At 61.2% G+C, this 17,111-nt stretch carries 18 protein-coding genes; 14 read left to right on the top strand and 4 right to left on the bottom strand.

Annotated elements, in window-relative coordinates; translation table 11 throughout:
- Complete coding sequence (locus QCE79_RS31665) at positions 1-1,293, top strand: DUF2201 family putative metallopeptidase (RefSeq protein WP_309850978.1); 1,293 nt, start codon at positions 1-3, stop codon at positions 1,291-1,293.
- 88 nt (positions 1,294-1,381) lie between these two features.
- Here the strand turns inward: QCE79_RS31665 and QCE79_RS31660 are convergent, their stop codons facing one another.
- Together QCE79_RS31660 and QCE79_RS31655 are read right to left on the bottom strand one after the other, a co-directional pair.
- Positions 1,382-1,834, bottom strand: coding sequence for a hypothetical protein (locus tag QCE79_RS31660; protein WP_309850975.1), 453 nt, complete (start codon positions 1,832-1,834; stop codon positions 1,382-1,384).
- 26 nt (positions 1,835-1,860) lie between these two features.
- Positions 1,861-2,331: a zinc-finger-containing protein gene (locus QCE79_RS31655; RefSeq protein WP_309850973.1), complete on the bottom strand. Its 471-nt coding sequence runs from the start codon at positions 2,329-2,331 to the stop codon at positions 1,861-1,863.
- Positions 2,332-2,686: 355 nt separating this feature from the next.
- Here QCE79_RS31655 and QCE79_RS31650 point away from each other — a divergent pair, with 355 nt between their 5' ends.
- The 13 genes from QCE79_RS31650 (at position 2,687) to QCE79_RS31590 (ending at position 16,221) form a co-directional block, all read left to right on the top strand.
- Positions 2,687-3,736, top strand: a complete 1,050-nt coding sequence (locus QCE79_RS31650; protein ID WP_309850970.1) for an ATPase, T2SS/T4P/T4SS family — start codon at positions 2,687-2,689, stop codon at positions 3,734-3,736.
- Positions 3,737-3,748: 12 nt separating this feature from the next.
- Positions 3,749-4,102, top strand: coding sequence for a hypothetical protein (locus QCE79_RS31645; protein WP_045463810.1), 354 nt, complete (start codon positions 3,749-3,751; stop codon positions 4,100-4,102).
- Between the two features lie 46 nt (positions 4,103-4,148).
- Complete coding sequence (locus tag QCE79_RS31640; protein WP_053572942.1) at positions 4,149-4,412, top strand: conjugal transfer protein; 264 nt, start codon at positions 4,149-4,151, stop codon at positions 4,410-4,412.
- A complete protein-coding gene (locus tag QCE79_RS31635) occupies positions 4,406-6,868 on the top strand; it encodes a type IV secretion system protein VirB4 (RefSeq protein WP_309850967.1) in 2,463 nt (820 codons plus the stop codon). The genes QCE79_RS31640 and QCE79_RS31635 overlap by 7 nt, the downstream gene beginning before the upstream one ends.
- A gap of 23 nt (positions 6,869-6,891) precedes the next feature.
- A complete protein-coding gene (locus QCE79_RS31630) occupies positions 6,892-7,659 on the top strand; it encodes a type VI secretion protein (RefSeq protein WP_309850964.1) in 768 nt (255 codons plus the stop codon).
- Entirely contained in the window at positions 7,656-8,675 is a 1,020-nt protein-coding gene (locus QCE79_RS31625; protein WP_309850962.1) for a type IV secretion system protein, read from the top strand. The genes QCE79_RS31630 and QCE79_RS31625 overlap by 4 nt, the downstream gene beginning before the upstream one ends.
- A complete protein-coding gene (locus tag QCE79_RS31620) occupies positions 8,672-10,039 on the top strand; it encodes a TraI domain-containing protein (RefSeq protein WP_309850959.1) in 1,368 nt (455 codons plus the stop codon). Before QCE79_RS31625 ends, QCE79_RS31620 begins: the two co-directional genes overlap by 4 nt.
- Complete coding sequence (gene traD / locus QCE79_RS31615; protein ID WP_250482451.1) at positions 10,036-11,907, top strand: conjugative transfer system coupling protein TraD; 1,872 nt, start codon at positions 10,036-10,038, stop codon at positions 11,905-11,907. Before QCE79_RS31620 ends, traD begins: the two co-directional genes overlap by 4 nt.
- Before the next feature lie 10 nt (positions 11,908-11,917).
- The gene (locus QCE79_RS31610; RefSeq protein WP_250482450.1) at positions 11,918-12,436 is read left to right on the top strand and encodes a hypothetical protein; all 519 of its coding nucleotides are present in this window, start codon (positions 11,918-11,920) and stop codon (positions 12,434-12,436) included.
- On the top strand, positions 12,393-12,647 hold the full coding sequence (locus tag QCE79_RS31605) for a hypothetical protein (protein WP_063786815.1): 255 nt from the start codon (positions 12,393-12,395) through the stop codon (positions 12,645-12,647). The genes QCE79_RS31610 and QCE79_RS31605 overlap by 44 nt, the downstream gene beginning before the upstream one ends.
- The gene (locus QCE79_RS31600) at positions 12,640-13,254 is read left to right on the top strand and encodes a DUF4400 domain-containing protein (RefSeq protein ID WP_309850950.1); all 615 of its coding nucleotides are present in this window, start codon (positions 12,640-12,642) and stop codon (positions 13,252-13,254) included. The genes QCE79_RS31605 and QCE79_RS31600 overlap by 8 nt, the downstream gene beginning before the upstream one ends.
- Positions 13,255-13,653: 399 nt before the next feature.
- Positions 13,654-14,490 carry an ATPase gene (locus tag QCE79_RS31595; protein ID WP_309850948.1) on the top strand — a complete coding sequence of 279 codons (837 nt, stop codon included), beginning with the start codon at positions 13,654-13,656 and terminating at the stop codon, positions 14,488-14,490.
- Between the two features lie 9 nt (positions 14,491-14,499).
- Positions 14,500-16,221: an ATP-dependent helicase gene (locus QCE79_RS31590; RefSeq protein ID WP_309850945.1), complete on the top strand. Its 1,722-nt coding sequence runs from the start codon at positions 14,500-14,502 to the stop codon at positions 16,219-16,221.
- Between the two features lie 189 nt (positions 16,222-16,410).
- Here the strand turns inward: QCE79_RS31590 and QCE79_RS31585 are convergent, their stop codons facing one another.
- Positions 16,411-16,593: a hypothetical protein gene (locus QCE79_RS31585; RefSeq protein WP_309850942.1), complete on the bottom strand. Its 183-nt coding sequence runs from the start codon at positions 16,591-16,593 to the stop codon at positions 16,411-16,413.
- A 59-nt stretch (positions 16,594-16,652) separates the two neighbouring features.
- Entirely contained in the window at positions 16,653-17,105 is a 453-nt protein-coding gene (locus tag QCE79_RS31580) for a polymer-forming cytoskeletal protein (protein WP_309850939.1), read from the bottom strand.
- Positions 17,106-17,111: the final 6 nt, after the last annotated feature.

Genomic DNA, 17,111 nt, shown 5'->3' with positions numbered 1-17,111 from the left:
ATGGACCGCAATGATGTGGTGTTGGGCAGTAGCGCGGTCCATCCGCGCCTTGCCCGGCAGCGGACCGAGCTTGTCCTCTCGCAACCATTCTTCGGAGCGCTCGCGCTCCGATTGAATGTCCGCGAGGATCCGACTGCCAAGACTTTCTGGGTGGATGGCGAAACGCTGGGCTACAACCCGACGTACATGGAATCGCTCAGCGACCTCGAAGTCCGGGGTGTCGTCGCGCATGAAGTGCTGCACGTGGCCAATGGTCACTGCTGGCGCCAGGGCGCGCGAGACCTCAACCGATGGAACGATGCCTGTGACTACGCGATCAATCCGATCGTGCTGTCGTCGGGCATGGTTCTGCCGAAAGGCGCGCTAGTCGATCCGCGCTATACGGGCAAGTCGGCCGAGGAGATCTACGGTTTGCTGACACAGGAGGCGAAGGAAAAGCAGCAACAGCCTCCGCAGCCGAATCAGCCGCCGCAACAGCCGCAACAGCCGCAGCAGCCGCAGCCAGGTCCGCAAGACCAGCAGCAGCCGAACGGCAAGCAGGCTCCGAAGCCCGGTGGCCAGAACGGCGCCGCGCCGGGACAGTCGCCCGGCGATCAGCCTTCGCGTCCCGGTTCATTCGGTGAAGTGCGGCCCTACAAGGGGCCGGACAAGCCGGTAAAGGAAGCGGAGTGGAAGGTTGCCGTCACGCAAGCCGCGAAAGCGGCCGCGATGCGCGGCAAGCTCCCCGGTGATCTGCAGGCGATGGCGGGCGAAGCGGTGCGGCCTGTCGTGGACTGGCGGGCGGTGCTGCATCGCTTTGCCCAGCAGTCGTCGCCGTCGGACTACAGCTTCGCGGCGCCGAATCGCCGGTATCTGCATCTCGGCTTCTATCTGCCGTCGCTGCATACACCGGCGATCGGCGATGCGGTCTTCGTGCGTGACTCCAGCGGTTCGGTGTTCGACGAGACGCAGGCGCAGTTCGACGCGGAGATCCTCGCGGTTTTCCACTCGTTGAAGCCAGCGCGCCTGATCGTGATGGACTGCGACACGCGCGTCACGCAGGTGCAGATCTTCGAGCGAGGCGACTCGCCGGATATCAAGCCTGTGCGCGGCGGGGGCGGGACGGCGTTCGTCGACCCGTTCAATCGGGTCGCGGAAGACGGCATGAACCCCGCCTTTCTGGTCTACCTGACAGATATGGTCGGGCGCTTTCCCACCGTCGCGCCGCACTACCCGGTGCTATGGGCATCGACCACCCCTCTGACGCGCGCCCGCAAGGCGCCGTTTGGGGAAACGATGGAGGTGATCTGCTAGACCCCGGCTGGGCCGGGCATCCAATGAAAAACGAGCCCGGCGATTTGCCGGGCTTTTTTTCGTCTTCAGCAGTTCACGCGCGGCGTTTTTACAGCGGCTGGTATGCCTCGCCACCTTTGAACCGCTCGAGGCGCTCGCTCGCCGCGGTGAGTGCGCCGAGGCTCACCGTCTGCAATTGCTGGTCGTACATGCAGATGACTGCGGTCAGCAAAGCGAACGCCGCGTCGGAGGAAATCCGCCAAATCCCGCGCTCTCGACCGCCTTCGAAAACCTGCGCCATTGCGCGGTCGGCCGCCAGCAGCGTCTCGTGCGAGAACTCACCGTGGCCTGCCTCGGAAAGAAACTTAGCCAGTAGTACCACCTCGGTGATGTGCTGCGCGGGAGCGATCTCGTCGCAGTCGCCACGGAGGGCTTCCAAGGAGAGATGAGCCCGGAGCGCCAGGTCGTCGACGACCGCGCGGGGAATCGGGAGCAATTGTGCTTTATTCAGGCGCGCGCGGGCGGCTTGAGACGAACGCTGGAAGGGAAGGGTACGGGACATACGAAACGAATATTTGACTGCCTGGGTTAACGATCGTCCCAAGCCGGTTCTGAAGAGGCGGTGGCGGTGCGGGCGCGCTGGAACTCGTCGACGACCGCTATCGCGCGCGCGCACTGGTCCGCGTCAAGGGTATGGATCGAGCACTTCTCGACGTCCGCGCCGATCTCGCCAGCCAGCCATTTCATCGCTTTCGCGCGCGCTTCGAACACGTTGCAGCCGTCGCGGCGGACCTTGGCCGCCACCAGCGGTTCAAGCGCCGCGTGGAGCCTCGCCTTCAGTTCCCGAAGACGTGCGTCAGCAAGGCGTCCGAGCGGGACATTTCGCTTGCTGCGAGGGAACACGCCGATCCACGCATGACAGTTTCGGCAAAGCCACAGCGGGCCGTGGTCGTCCCGGTAAGGGTAGGCGTCGTCGCCTGCACGGGCGAGGACGGCTGGATTGCCGCAATAGTCGCAATCTGGGTGGGGAAGCGGTTTGATTGGTTTTCCGTTGCGCATCGCCGATGACTCAGGGCGGAATAACGAACAAAGCGGCTCACGGCGGGCGACGGCGACACGTGAAATGTCAGGCGCGTAACGCTACGAGCAACGCCCGCCGGGGACGATGGGAAATGCTTAACAGGCAGTCGCCGCAGGCGGTAGCCGGAAAGCTACATCATTTTTAGCGTCTTTCCGGGAAATGCGTTTCATCATGATAATTCACTTGGCCCTTCTGGCAGGCCGGCGCTAAATCCCGGGGGCGATCGTTGGGCAATGCCCTGAAAGCCGATCAATTTGAGGCGTCTTTTCATACCCGCGTGCGCGTGGCACCACCAACAATACCCGACATGTTAGATCGCCCACAGAGCATCGCATGTCCGAGTCTGCCGATAACCAACTCCTGAAGCTGCGCCCCCTCGAAGCGGAAGCCGTGCGCATGTTCTTCCATGCGCTTTCGCCGCTGCGCGAGCTGCTGGAATCGCCCGACCTCGCGGAAATCATGATTAACGATTACCGCAACGTCTGGGTGGAGCGTCGTGGCGTGATGACACGCGAAAACATCGACCTGCGCCCGGAACAGCTCGAAGGCGCGATCCACTCACTCGCCTCCTCCGTTGAGAAGTCGGCGAAGGCGGGCAGCGACAAGGGCATCATCAACGCCGGTCACCAGAACCTGCGTATTGCGGCGGTCATGAGCCCGACCTCAATCGACGGTCATGCGCTGAGCATCCGGAAACACCGCGAATCGAAGCTGACGCTGTCGGACTACGTGAACATGGGGGCGTTCTCGGCAGCCAACGCGCGACCGGAACACGCGGAAGCCATTCACTTTGAGGAAGGCATCGAAGACGAGGCGCTCATGCGCGCGCTCGTCGCGCTCGTTCAGTCGCGCAAAAACGTCCTCGTCGCCGGCGGCACGTCAGCAGGTAAGACCACGTTCCTCAACGCGCTGATCGAACAGATCCCGTCCGACCAACGCGTGATCTCCATCGAGGACACGATGGAACTGAAGCTGCACGTACCCAACCGCGTGCGGCTGCTCTCCAATGCCGACACGAACGTGACGACGCAGCTGCTGGTCGCGCTGTGCCTGCGCTTTCGTCCCGACCGCATCATCGTTGGCGAAGTCCGGGGCGGCGAAGCCTATGACCTGCTGCAGGCACTCAACACCGGCCACGATGGCGGCCTCGCTTCTATTCACGCGAACAACGGGCGCACGGCCTTGAGCCGCCTTGAATCGCTCGCCATGCTCGGCATCCCGACGGGATCGCGATGGGAGCTGGAAGACATGCGCAAAAACATCGCTGACTGCTTCAACTACGTCGTGCACTTCAAGCGCACCGGCGAGATGCGGCACGTCTCCGAAATCCTCGAAATCCGGGGATTCAAAAGCAAGGATTACGACCTACAACGCGTTTTTTAACGGGAGCATCAAATGAAGGGCAAGAAGGTACTCAACAGAGCCGCGACGGTGGCCAAGCATCTGCGTCCGGGCAAGTCCATGCTGGTCGGCGCACTTCTGAGCGTCGTCTCCGTTGCGGCAATGGCAGCGGGCGATTTCTCGAATCTGACGGGTTTGACCGACATTATCTGCACGATCAGCAACCTGATCAGCGGCCCGTATCTCTATGGCATCGGCATCGTGCTTATCACGCTGGGCGGCGTCGCGGTCGCCAATTCGGAAAGCAACATCGCGAAGACCTTCTCGGTGGTGCTCGTCGGCCTCGGCATCGCGTCGGTGGCCGTGCCGATCATGCAGAGCCACTTCCACATGGCCAACGCCTGCTGATATGCGCCAACACAAGGTTAGTCGGGGCCTTTCGCTGCCGCGCCAGATGGGCGGGGCAGACCGGGGGCTCGCCATTTTCAACGGGACGATGACGGCGCTGCTCACTTACACGAGCTGGACCCCGGGATTTCTCCTTGTCGGCGTGGTGGTGCATGTGTTCTTGCGCTGGAAAAGCTCGACTGACCCGTGGTGGCGAATCGTGATGCTGGTGTACAACCGCTACCCGGACGTCTATGAGCCGGGGCCGAGCAGCCGTTTTAGCGCGCGCTTCAAGCGGCCGTATGGGTTTGATCAGGACCTTCCATGCTGAAAATGATATTCACCAAGCGCGCGGTGCAGGAGATCGCGCCGTGGGCGACGATGGTCACGCCCGAACTGGTGCTCAATAAGGACGGGTCGTTGTTGACCGTGTTCGAATTCGAAGGCATCGACGCGGACTCGCCCAATCCCGGCGACATCACCGCCGCCCGCGACAACCTCGATCACGCGTGCCGTAACTTCGATCATCGCGTGACCGCGTGGTGGCGCATGTCGCACCGGCGCGTGCGCGGTGGCATGGACGGCACCTTCGCGTCGGAGGCCGATGCGCGCGTCGACGCGATCAATCAGGCAATCATCGGCAGCGGCAAGTACTTCAAGAACTCGCACTCGCTCGCGCTCGCATTCACGCCCGAGACCGGCATCTCGCGGATCTTCGACAAGATCAGCTATCACATGACAGTCGGCGGCAAGAACCTGGCTGTGGCGATGTTCGAAGCGGTGAAAGACACGATTCTCGCGCGCAGCGCCTTCGCGTTCGACCTCACGAAGATTCAAAATGAGATCAAGCGGTTCGAGTCGGTGATCGACGGTTTTGTTGGCGGTGTCACGCGCCTGAAGATGAAGCGGCTGCAGCTTCAGAATGTTCTGTCGTTTCTGCATCAGCGAGCGAATCCGTCGTCACCCAAGCGCCGCGTGCGCTATCCGGTCACGATGCTCGACACGCACCTGACCGAGACGGAAGTCACGATCGGCGCCACGGAACTGATGTTTGAATCGGCGCACGGCAAAGTGTACGCGCGGATCATCGGCATTAAGGAATGGATGGGCTTTCAAGAGGCGGCGCTCGACGTGCTCTCGCAGGTGGACGCGGAGCTGGATGTCTGCGTGATGTTCCGGTTCCTCGACACGTCGCGGGCGAGCGCGTACATCAAAAAAATTCGCGGCTTCTACAAGGTCGCGGCCTTCAATCCCGTCGCGATCCTCAAGCAGTGGGCAACGAAGGAAGAGCAAAAAAACGACGAAGGCCGTGAGATCTTGGCGAAGGAGGCGGGTGACGCGCTCGCAAAGCTAGACGCCGAAGGCCAGCAGTACGGCTTCGCCAATATTTCGGTGGTCGTTTATGGGAGCACGCCGGAAGAGTGTGAGGACGCGACGCGTCAGGTGGTCGGCGTCATCGGCAATGCTGGGTTTGGCGTGATTCTCGAGAAGACGAACCTGTTCGCCTCGTGGAGCGCGACGCTGCCGGGTCGCTGGGATCAGCAAAAGCGCCTGCAGTTCGTCGAGACGCCTGCCGTCTCCGACATCGTCCCACTGTGCAGTGTGGGCGAGGGTTCGAAGGTCAACGAGTGGCTCACGCAGCAGTCCGGGATCAAAACTGGTCCGCTCACCTGCCTGCCTACCCGACATCGCACGCTCCAGTATTTCGACTTGCACCATCGGGGCGGCAAGGCGCACACACTTGTCGTCGGTCCAATTGGCGCGGGTAAGTCGGTGTTTCTGAACTACTTGATGACGCAGACGGGACGCCACGGCGCGCGCCGCATCCGCTTCGACAAGGACCGCTCGACCCGTATCCCGACGCTGCTCGGCGGCGGCCGGTTCATCGATGCCACGGGGCGATTCGAGGCGGCGACCTCAGTTAATCCGCTCTCGCTGATCGGCGACCAGAAGCACTGGTCTTACGTCGCGGACTGGGTGCAGCTTGCCATCGAGGGCGAGGACTACACCTGCACGCCGCAGCAACAGACCGAGATCTACGACCGGATCAAGACGCTGGCGCTGGGCTTCCCGCCCGAGAAGTGGCGTCTGTCGAGCTTGATTACGCTGCTGCCCGCGGACTTGCGTGAGCGGTTGCAGGTTTGGACCGAGGGCAACAAGAACGGCAAGTTCTTCGACCACGCCGAGGACGGCTTCGCCATCTCGGATGACCTGTCGATCGAGATGGGCGACCTGTTCCAAAACTTCCCGGTGGCCGCCGCGTTGTTCATGGACTATGCGTTCTACCGGATCGCGCAGATTCTTGACGGCAAGCGCTACACCGTGATCGAAATTGAAGAGGCGGGCTTCTTCTTCACGTACCCGAAGTTCTATGCGCGCCTTGAAATCTGGGCCGTGACGATCCGAACGCTCAACGCGGCGCTGGTGATGGCCACGCAGTCGCTTGGGCAGCTCGCACGCGTGCCGAACTTCGAGATTCTGAAAGAGAACATCCCGAACATCATCTACCTGCCAAACAGCGACGCGATCAACAATCAAGGCTTGTACAGCGACGTGTTTGGTCTCACGCAGCACCAAATCAAGATGATCTCTGACGCGGTGCCAAACCGCGACTACCTGTGGGTGACAGCCAAACAAAGCCGGATGCTGCAGGCGCAGTTCCCTAAGGAGGCGCTCGCCTACCTGCGCTCGGATGGTCGCGCGCAGGCGCTCCTCGACAAGCACGTCAAGTCAGGCAGCCCGCAATGGCGGGAGGACTACGTGCGCGACGTGCTCGTCAACGCTTGAACGCATTAGATAAAGGTATCGCCATGATGAAAAAACTGCTCCGCTGCGTCGCAGCCGCCAGCGTTATGACGCTGGTATTCGTGCAACACGCCAACGCAAACATGCCGGTGTTCGACGCGTCCAACTTCATTCAGAACACGATGACCGCCGCAGCCGCCGTGAAGGGTGAGGTTTATCAAGATTCGAACCTCGTCTATCAGTACCAGATGATGCTAAATCAGTTGAAGCAGGCGACCAACCTTAATCCCGCGGCGATGCTGGCGCAGTTCAACAGCATTAAGGACGATATTTCGGGCCTGAGCAAGTACACCGACGCCTTGAAGGATTTGTACGGTGGGCTGCAAAGCAACGCCGAGTATGCGAGCAAGGTTCAGGCGTTGATTACGCAATCGGGAAAGTCCGCCGACCAGTGGTTCACGGATCAGAACACCCTATTGCAGAACAACGACAAGACGGCCAAGCAGCTTTTCCAGCAAGGCAACGACGTGATCTCGCATGTGAGCACGCTCGCGAAGCGCCGGCAGGAAATTCAGGACCAACTGAATATGTCGCCGACGATGCAGGCAACGGCTCAGCTGACCACCCACATGCTCGACATCATCTCCAGCCAGAACAGCGACCTCCTGACGATGATGGCAGCCAAGCAGCGCAGCGACGCGGTCAAGGATTCGGCGACGGTCGCGGACCAGCAGGCGAACAATGCGAGTCAGGCGGCGATCAAGGCGCAACAGGACAGAGAACGAGCGGCATTCGACGCTCAAATCGGATCCTCGAAGGTGCTGGGGCAATGATGGTGCGATCAGCAATGTCGCTCGTAAGGTCGCTCCTCGTCTTTCTGGCGGTGATCTGCTGCATCGGCTTTACTGCTAGCCGCGCAATGGCACAAGCGGCCCCCGCTGTGCCGGCGTCGTCGACTACCTCGGCTGCACTGCTGGCAAGCCAGGCGGGCGACTTTAGCAGGGGGGCGAGCAGCGCCGCACAGCAGATCCATGTCCTGCTCGGCAACGTCGTCACGACGGCAGTGGATGCAAGTTCCAACGTGATGAGCGAGGCGAACAAGTTCGCGTGGGGCCTGGGCGTTATCTCGCTAGTCCTCGTCGGAGTGAGGTTCGCCGGGACCCACCATCCGATTTCCGCGTGGGTCGACCTGTTCGAGGAAGTGGCTGTCCTCGGTATCTTCGTCGCCTTGTACCTTGGCTACACCTCGTCGGCGGCTGGCTTTTGGACGTGGTTTGAGCAGCTGGCGGCACATATCAGCAATTCCGACAACGGGTCGGTGGGCTCCCAGATGGCCTCTCTAGCGGGGACCATCATCGACGCGCTCACGGCGAAGCTAAAGACGGTCAAGCTGTGGGACATTCCTGCGCTGTTGACCGATGTCATCGTTCTCGCCTTCGCGGGGATGCTCATGGTTCTCGCCTCAATCATCTTCGTTTATTACACCGCGATTGGCCAGATTCAGGCCGCCGTCGGTATCGTCCTTGGCCCGATTGCGATTGCGCTCGGCTTCTCGTCGTACACGCGCAGCTATTTTAAGAAGTGGCTCGATTGGATGATCAGCGCGGGGATGTACACCGTTGTGGTGGCCGTCCTGATAAAGCTTGTCGGGACGTCCATTTCAGACGCGGTGAGCAAGGCGACCCACGTAGGCGGATCTACCACCGTCAACGGGGCGTATGTCTTCGACTTGGCGGTGTTCGTGCTGCTGCTGTCCTTCGAGATTCCGAAGCTGGCAACGATCTTCGGTGGCGGTGCGACGGCGACCGGTACTGGCGCTTTGAAGCTGGCGAGCAAATTCATTCCATGACAATCGCCCACGAAGCTATCGCGATCGAAGACTTGTTCGCGACGCACCATAAGCGCATTGAGCTCGTTCGCCAGTGCGCGAACGAAAGCACAGAAGCGGAATTCGCACGGAAGTGGGTGTCCGTCTTGCGCCGCTGCGCGAGCTGGTTCTCCTCCATGCCGCTGACGCCGGAGCTGCACTGTGAGCCGGGCGGTGCTTTCCGCGCGACGATCGAGTCGACGTTTTATGCGATGCGGCTGGCCGGTGCGCAGAAGTTCGCCGCGGATCTCACGTCCGACAAGCGGCGGCGGCTCGAGCCGCAATACAACTATGTGGTCTTCCTGGCGGCTGCGTGTTCTCTGCTTGACGAGCCATTCCGTCATTTCGAGATGATTCGCCTGTCAGACCGGTCGAAGTGGAATCCGGCGGCGCACGGCGCGTTCGGCGCGTGGCTCGGCGGCGGCCAATACACGGTGGAACGGCGAGCAGCGCCGCTCAAGAACGAGCGGATGCGCACCGCGATGTTCGCCCAGACTGTCATCGCGCCGGATTTGCTCTCCGGGTTTGACACCGGGGTGCTTGACGACCTTTTCAACGCGATCAATCCAGAGCGCAGTCCGCAAGGTTACGAGCCGCTCGTCCATAAAGTGGTACGGCAGGCGATGGACGTTGCCGTGGACTTTGAGCGCAAAGCGCAAAAGGCGGTGTTTGCGCCGGTCAAATACGATGTTCCGTCCGCCGTGCATGTCGCCCTCGCGCTCGAGCCGCAGTTTGTCCAATCGACGGCCCCGGCAGGCGGTGAGACATCCTCAAACGAGCCACATCCGCAGCCAGCGCCGGCATCCGGCGACATGGCGGCCCCGACTGCCCCGGCTTCGACAACGCCCAGCGCGGCCGCAACGAACTCCGCTGACAAGAAGGTCTCAGGAGCCCCGCCTAAATTGTCTCAGTCGTTGCGTGACGCGTTGGAGCGCAGCCAAGCACCGGGCGATGCAGCCGCAAAGACTGAGTCCTCCACAGTCCCGACTCCCGCGCCACGGCGCCCGGCAGCGATCGACCCTGCGGCGGCTCATACCGGCCTCGGCACCGGCAGCCGAACCGGGCCGTCAGACGAGGAACTAACTGAGGTGCTGGGGCCGGGTGCCGCGATGATGAAAGAGTTCTTCAAGGCACTCGCGGGCGACGTCGCGTCGGGAAACGCGAAGGTCACCTGGGAAGAAAAAGGCCTTGCCGTGCAAAAGCGCCTTGTCGGCGCGTACGGCATGACGAGCGATACGCTCGTCGAGCAACTAAAGAAGCGGCAGCTACTCATGCGCGCTCATGGCACCGATATCTGCATCGTTGAGCGAGCAGGGCGTCTCATCATGGAGCGGCCAGCGGCATGAGCTACGTCAACCACTTCCGACCCATCTACGAGTTCAGGCCATTCGTCGTCTGGCCGGTGGTCATCGTTGGAATCCTAGTCTCGGGGATGCCGTACGGCTGGGCATTCGCTCTGGCCGGTGTGCTGCTGCTGTCGATACGCGCACTGCAAATCTGGAAGGCGCTGAGCTTTCGCATGGCGATTTCCACGAAGTGGCTCAGCAAGATCCATATTGACAAGCTCCTCGCCACGCAGAAGACGATGCGGCAAAAAGCGGACTCGATGTACTTGGGCACGGGCTACGAATGGACGCAGAAGCACACGCAGATCGCCCACGAGATTCTTCGCATGCCGGTGACGGATATTCCGTCGTTGCCCAAGTGGCTGCCCAAAACCGAAATCGGTCGGACCGTCGAGGCGCGCATTGAACGGCTGTTCGGACCGAGCGACAGCATCCGGGATCGCATGCCCCAGGGATCATCGTGGATCCACGGCATGGAGCCGCAGAAGGTGAAGGTGCCGTTTCACTACAAGGCAATGGGCGGTCACACGCTCGTGGCCGGCACAACAGGCGCGGGCAAGACCCGGACGTATGAAGTCATTTCCACGCAGGTGATCCATAACCCCAAAGACGTTCTGATCATCGTCGACCCCAAAAACGACGACGAGTGGAAAAAGCGCGTTGAGAAGGAGTGCGCCCGCACCGGCCGCAAGTTCCTCTACTTCAATCAGGCCAAACCGCACGAGTCGATTCGCCTGAACCCGCTCGAAAACTGGTCGCAGCCGTCGGAAATTCCATCGCGGATTGCACAGTTGATGGAAGAGGGCCAGTTCCGGGATTTCGCGTTTCTGTTCATCGACCGCGCGGTGAAGGGCGAGCTGTACGTCGGCGACAAGCCCAACCTGCGATCGATCCTGAAGTACGCGCAGTCGGGGATTTCCAACTTGCTGGAACGCGGCCTGCGCCGCTTCTTCATCGAAAATGGGCTGGCGGACTGGGAAGAGCTGACGGTCACGGCAACGGTTAAAGACGCGCAGCGCCGTAACGACGCGTCAATGGTTGACGGGATGGTCAAGCTGTATCTGGACCGGTTTGCCGCCCACGATCGCGGGCACGAGACGATCGACGGATTGATCGCGACGCACACGCACGACCGCGAGCACTACATGAAAATCATCGCCTCGGCGCTGCCGCTGCTGCAGATGCTGGCGACCGGCGAAACCGGGTTAATGCTCGCACCGAAGGCAGATGACTTCGAGGACGAGCGTGAAATATGGGACATCGACAAGATCATCAAGCAGAAGGCGGTCCTCTACATGGGCCTGGATTCCCTGTCGAACAACATCGTGCAGAAAGCGATCGCCTCAATGGCGCTGTCTGACGTCGCGGCGGTGTGCGGGGCGATCTATAACTTCTACGCGGAGAAGCCCGACGTCGTGCTGATCATCGACGAGATCGCCGAGGCCATTAACGAGCAGGTGATTCAGATCCTCAACAAGGGACGCGGGGCCGGGTTCAAGGCGTTTGTCGCTTTTCAGGCGCGCGCCGACCTAGAAGCAAAACTCGGAAACGCAGCAAAAATGCTGCAGGTTTTGGGTAACCTGAACAACCAGATTGTCCTCAGACTGGAGGACTCAGATACTGCTAAGTGGTTCTCCGACAAGGTCGGTGAAACCGCGATCCGCGTGGTGAACGTTTCGAACAGCTTGAATACTACTACTGAGGCGCATGCACTGGAATTTAGCGGCTCGCAATCGCGCTCACTTCAGCTTGAAAAGGTGCCATTGATCCCGGTTCGCCTCCTCCATAGCTTGCCGAACTTGCAGTACTTCATGCGCATCTCGGGAGGTGCCGTGTATCAGGGTCGAATTCCCATCATCGAAGGCTAAACCTAAAACTATGTCCGCTGCATACAAACACATCATCCGCGATCACAAGCTGTCGCACCGGCTCATGCCGGTGTTCAACGTGTCGCCGGATCTCGAGCTCGCGTGCTCCCGCGTGGCCGACTTCATCGGCGAACGATTCATGGGAGACAAGCGGCCGTTGGCTGCTGAGATGATTGAATCGGCACTCGACAGCTACAGGCGGGCCAAGCGCAACGGCGAGCCGTACGTGGCATTCATGCAAGGTCTCTTTGAGCCGGCCCAGGCACTTTACGCGCGTCGTTACGTTGCGCGCCGTGGCGAGAAGGTGGAAGTGTGGTGCCCGATGGTGGAGGCGATCACCGCGTTTGAGCAGCGCCATCCCGACCACGAGCTTGAAATGGTCGACGAGCGCTGTCCGGACCATATCACGCAGCGTACCGCAGCATTCCAGCTCGCATCCCGCGTGCTGCACGGCGAGACGTTCCGCCGCTACTTCGAGGAATACGATGTCGCTCACCGTTACGATAATAGCGAAGTTGTCGCAGACTGATTTCCGCACGGCCAAGCGAGCACTCGAGACCGCGATGGCATTCGACGGCGATGCGAACGCCGCCGTCCCCGAAGAGTTCACCCATGGCGCCGGCGCACGTTGCTACGCCCTGGCGACCATCGCCGAGTATCGCCCGGCGCTATTCTGGTGCGGGCTGTTCGCCGTAGCTCTGATACCCGTGTTGGCGGCAGTAAAGGTGCTACATGGCTAGCCGCTTCGGTTCGCACCTGAAGGTCTGGTTTCTCTTGGTCCCGGTGTTGGCAATAGCCGTCATGCCTGCGATGCCCGACCGGAAGCTATTCGAGGTGCCGGACGTCGAGACTCAGTCGTTGGTGGACACGGTTGGGCAGCAGAAAGTCGATACTGCGGTGAGCCGGGCGAACGAGATATTTCGCCATGCGTTCGTTGATACCGGCCTGCTGCACCGGACACTGAGCGCGTCCGGGAGTGTTGGCGGGATGAACGACGGGGGCTTTTCCAGCTTCGCGCATACGTGGACCGAGAATTTCTGGCTGCTCGTCTATCGAATCGTCTTCCGAGCCATGGTGATGCAGCTATGGATCGTGGGCACAATCCTTTTTGCCCTCGGAATGTTCATCGACGGAACCTCTAGGCGAAAGATCAAAGCCTCGGCGGCGGGTTTCGTCAGCCCACTGTCTTTCCACCTCGCGAGCCACGGCCTCTTGCTGGTTTTCGGCACGCTCTTAGCCGTGCTCGTTGCGCCGTTGCCCGTGCTAGCGGGATACTGGGTCGCGGCCGCAGCGCTGTTAGGCGCGCTTCTGTGGAAAGCCGCAGAGTCGTTTCAATCTGCGCGCTAGGAAGTAAATAGTAAGGCGAAGCCCGGAAAGCTCACAAAAAACAGCGTCTTTGTGGCAAACGGGCTTCATCATGATACGGTCCCCAGCCATAAGCACCCCCTCCTCGGCGCTCCCTCACGGAAGCGCTGTCTCGCCCCGAGCCGGCCTGTCCTTGCTCTCACCGACCTCCATTCTTGAACGCGCGGATGACCGTACCGTGCGTGCGAGCCCAACGGGGCACTGCGCGCAACCGTGTTCCCACTAGGCTCCGTCGTCGGAAAGGCGCGCGAAATAGTCGCTGTTTCGGACGTTGACCGGTGCCCCCGACCGCAACAATGGACCCCATAGGCAACGCGCTTTGCTTGCCTGATCACCCACGATGAAACGGGACCCATGCGGTCCAGACAGGAGAAATGGCGAATGAGCACGGTTGTCGAACCCGGCAGTGAAGAGAAAATCGCGCTGAGCGCACTCGAACAAGGTACGGTGGAGGCGCCGCTCACGACCGACGGCGCGGACGACGGAGAGCTTGAGCGCGAGTTGACGCAGATGGAGGCGGATGCCGATCGCCTCCAGAAGGAAGGCGTGATCTCCTCCGACGACGCGCATATGAAGCGGGCGGAAGTGGCGAAGACGCGCAAGCTGTTTCGCGACCTGCCTGCGGCGGAGCGTATTGCGATCATCAAGCGCCGCCGTGAGATCGGCCGTCAGTTGTTGGACCGCCAGCTTTCCGGCGCAGCAGTCGTGACCGCACGCGTGCGTCTGAACCATACCCGCCTGAAGCCGCTGTTCGAACAATGGTGGCCGTACATCAACCGCATGAGCATCAACATGCAGCGTTTCGGCCGCTCGACGTTCGGCGAGAACGACAGGGAAGTCGTCAACAGTGCGCTCGAAAAGCTGCTCGCAGGCATCGAGAGCTACGTGGACGAGCAACTGCGCGTCGCCGAAGGCTTCCGGCAGCAGAAGGAAGCGGAGCTTCGCGCCAACAAGGAGTTCGTGTTCGAGCCGACCATTCCGATGCCCGCAATGGACATCGAGGTCGAGGCGTACTCGCGCTTCTCGATGCGCGTGCTGAGCGCCATCATGAAGTTCGACCGTGCGATGGATCACTTCGACTTCATGGTCTGGAACGGCATTCGCGACCAGTCCGACGTGGATGATGAGGCGGTCAACTTCCTCAAGCGCTTCAATCCGCTCGGCATTCGCGGGTACATGACGCACCTGAAGCTGATGACGACGGTCCGCGGCAACTAAGGAGGCGCGATGCTGGACGAGCTCAATCCCCAGCAACGGGAAGTCGCCCAGTTGCGCCAGCATTGCGTGGCGATCGCCTGCCCGGGCGCGGGCAAGACGAAAACGATCGCCACGAAAGCAGCCCTGTTGCTGCAAGACAGCGCCGCGACGGTCGGCGCCGTCACTTTCTCCAAGGACGCCGCGCTCGAACTGCGGGAGCGCATCCTGGCGGCCGCTGGCGAATCCGTGAAGAAGCGCCTGATCGCCGGCACCTTCCATTCGCTCGCCTTCAAGCAACTGAAGCGCCCCGGCGCACGCGCGCTTGATATCGCCTCGGACGGTGACCGGCTCGGTCTGCTCATCCGCGTGATGCAGGAACTCGGCCGCGACGGGAAGGCAGAAGACGTCATTCCAACGATCGAGAAGATCAAAACCAATTTCGGGCGGTGCGATCCGGACACTGCCGACGGCGAGCTGTACCACGCCTATCAGGACGCGCTTGCCCGCAACGGCAAGATTGATTTCCAAGACATGCTGCGCCTCGCCGTGGAGGGGATGGAAAACGGAACCATCGCCCCGTACGCGTTCACCTATCTGCTCGTTGACGAGTTTCAGGATACCGACCCGCTGCAATACAGGTGGATCGAGCTTCATGCAAAGGCCGGTTCGATCGTGACGGTCGTCGGCGACGATGACCAGAGCATCTACGCTTTTCGCGAGGCGCTGGGCTATCGCGGCATGGAGTCGTTTATCCAAGCGTTTGACGCGAAGCCGGTCGTGCTCGGCAGCAACTATCGCTGTCGTGCAGAGATCCTCGGCGCGGCCGACCGCGTGATCCGCAACAACGTGGACCGAATCGCGAAGGTCCTGCGCGCGGAGAAGGGGGCGGGCGGGAGCGTCCTGACATCGCGGCACCCGGACGAGTACGAGGAAGCGACCGCTGCAGTCGAGGTGTTGGGGCCACTGCTTGCCGAAGGTCAATCTTGCGCCATCCTTGCGCGCACCAACCGCATCCTTGACCCGCTCGAATCCGTCTGCCGCTCTCACGGTATCAAGTATTACCGCGCATCAGGCGCATCGGTGCTGAGCCGCCCTGAGGGCGCACTCATGTGCAACCTCCTCGAAATAGTCGAGCGCATCAAAGACACGGGTCTCGACGCCGTGCTCGCCCACCGTGGCCTGACCGCGCAGCAGTTGCGCGCCTTGCATGCCGACATGGGGGCAGAGCTTACGCAGAAGGGCCGCGCTGAGTTAGTCAAGCTAGGGCTGCCGGAGGACGTTGCGACGAACTACCGCGAGTTCATGAAGCGTCTGGCCGAGTGGCAGAGCCTCTGCGACCGGAAGTTCTATTCGCTCACGCTCTCTGGCGTGGCCGAATGGATGATGAAGTACGCCAAGAAGGAATCGGCGATACGCGCCATTCAGGCGACCGATGCCGTCCTGTCGCGGCTCTCAGGTTCGTTCGCAGAGCGGCTGCTGTTCCTTCGGCAGGACAACAACGAGCCCACTGCAGGCGCTCTGATCCTCACGACCATGCACAGCTCGAAAGGGCTGGAGTGGGACCACGTCTGGATCGCGCGCAGCGAAGAGACGATTGTCCCCGATGCGAAGTCGACGGAACCGGAGGAGCGGCGACTGTTCTACGTCGCAATGACGCGGGCGAGAGAGTCGCTCATGATCTCGGGCACGTCGAAAAACTTCGAATCACGGTTTGTCGTCGAGGCTCGGCTCGCACCGGTGGTAGCAGCGTAGGGTGCAGAGGGATTCTCCTCGTCGTGATTCGCATAGGCTTTGAAGCAGCGGGCGCAAGGCAAGCCGGATCCGTCGGCTTTGAGCAGTAGGCGTCGAAGCCCGCCGCTTGTTCGTTCGCTTGGACGGCCGTATCAATGCGGATGCGGGCGGTGATCGAAGCCGTCAAGCTCTCGGCTTCAAAGCGAGTTTTTACCTTGCGACGGACTGGTATGCGGGACGGTTCCAGTGCGGCGTGTCAACGGGCATCGCGTGGCTATTTACCAGTCGTCCCGTATCGAGCATGCAAAAGCAATGGCCTTCGAACGCGGCTTCTTGCGCTGCCGCGTCCCACGTCTTAGTGACGAAATCGAAGATCGGTTCGATGGGTTTCATGATCAGGGTTCTTAGAGACTTTGACCCGTTATCGGCAAATAAACAGGCTTATTCAGGGCTCAGGCGATGGCGCGCGAGATCTCCGTCACGTTCGATTCCGTGCGCTCCTGGCCCTTCGCATCGTCCAAGCGCGGACCAGCGATAGGCCCTTCGTCCGGCGCCGAATCGGCCTCTATCGTCAGCATTCTGGCAACGCGCTTAAGCGTGCCGTTGAGCGACGCACGCGGACCGAGGCGGATCGTGCCGGAGTAGAAGATGTCACCCGAGACTTGGCCGTTGATTTCCAGCGAGCCACGCGCGTGCACGTCGCCGTCAACGCGCCCGTCAATGCGAACGTGCTCGCCCTGTGCGCTGCCCTTAACGAGACCGCCTTCGCCGATGTGCAGTAGACCCTGCGTGGAGATGATGCCGCCGTCGAGCAGGCCGAAAGACGAAATGCCGTGATCCACGACCATGTCGCCGGTGATGGCGCAGCCGCGCGCGATAAGCGTGATGTTGAGTTCGGTTTTCATGGTGTC

The sequence above is a fragment of the Caballeronia sp. LZ003 genome (genome assembly GCF_031451465.1).
In the GTDB taxonomy this organism is placed as follows: Bacteria; Pseudomonadota; Gammaproteobacteria; order Burkholderiales; family Burkholderiaceae; genus Caballeronia.
Note: the sequence above shows the minus strand (reverse complement) of the source record. Positions and strands in the feature narration are given on the sequence as shown.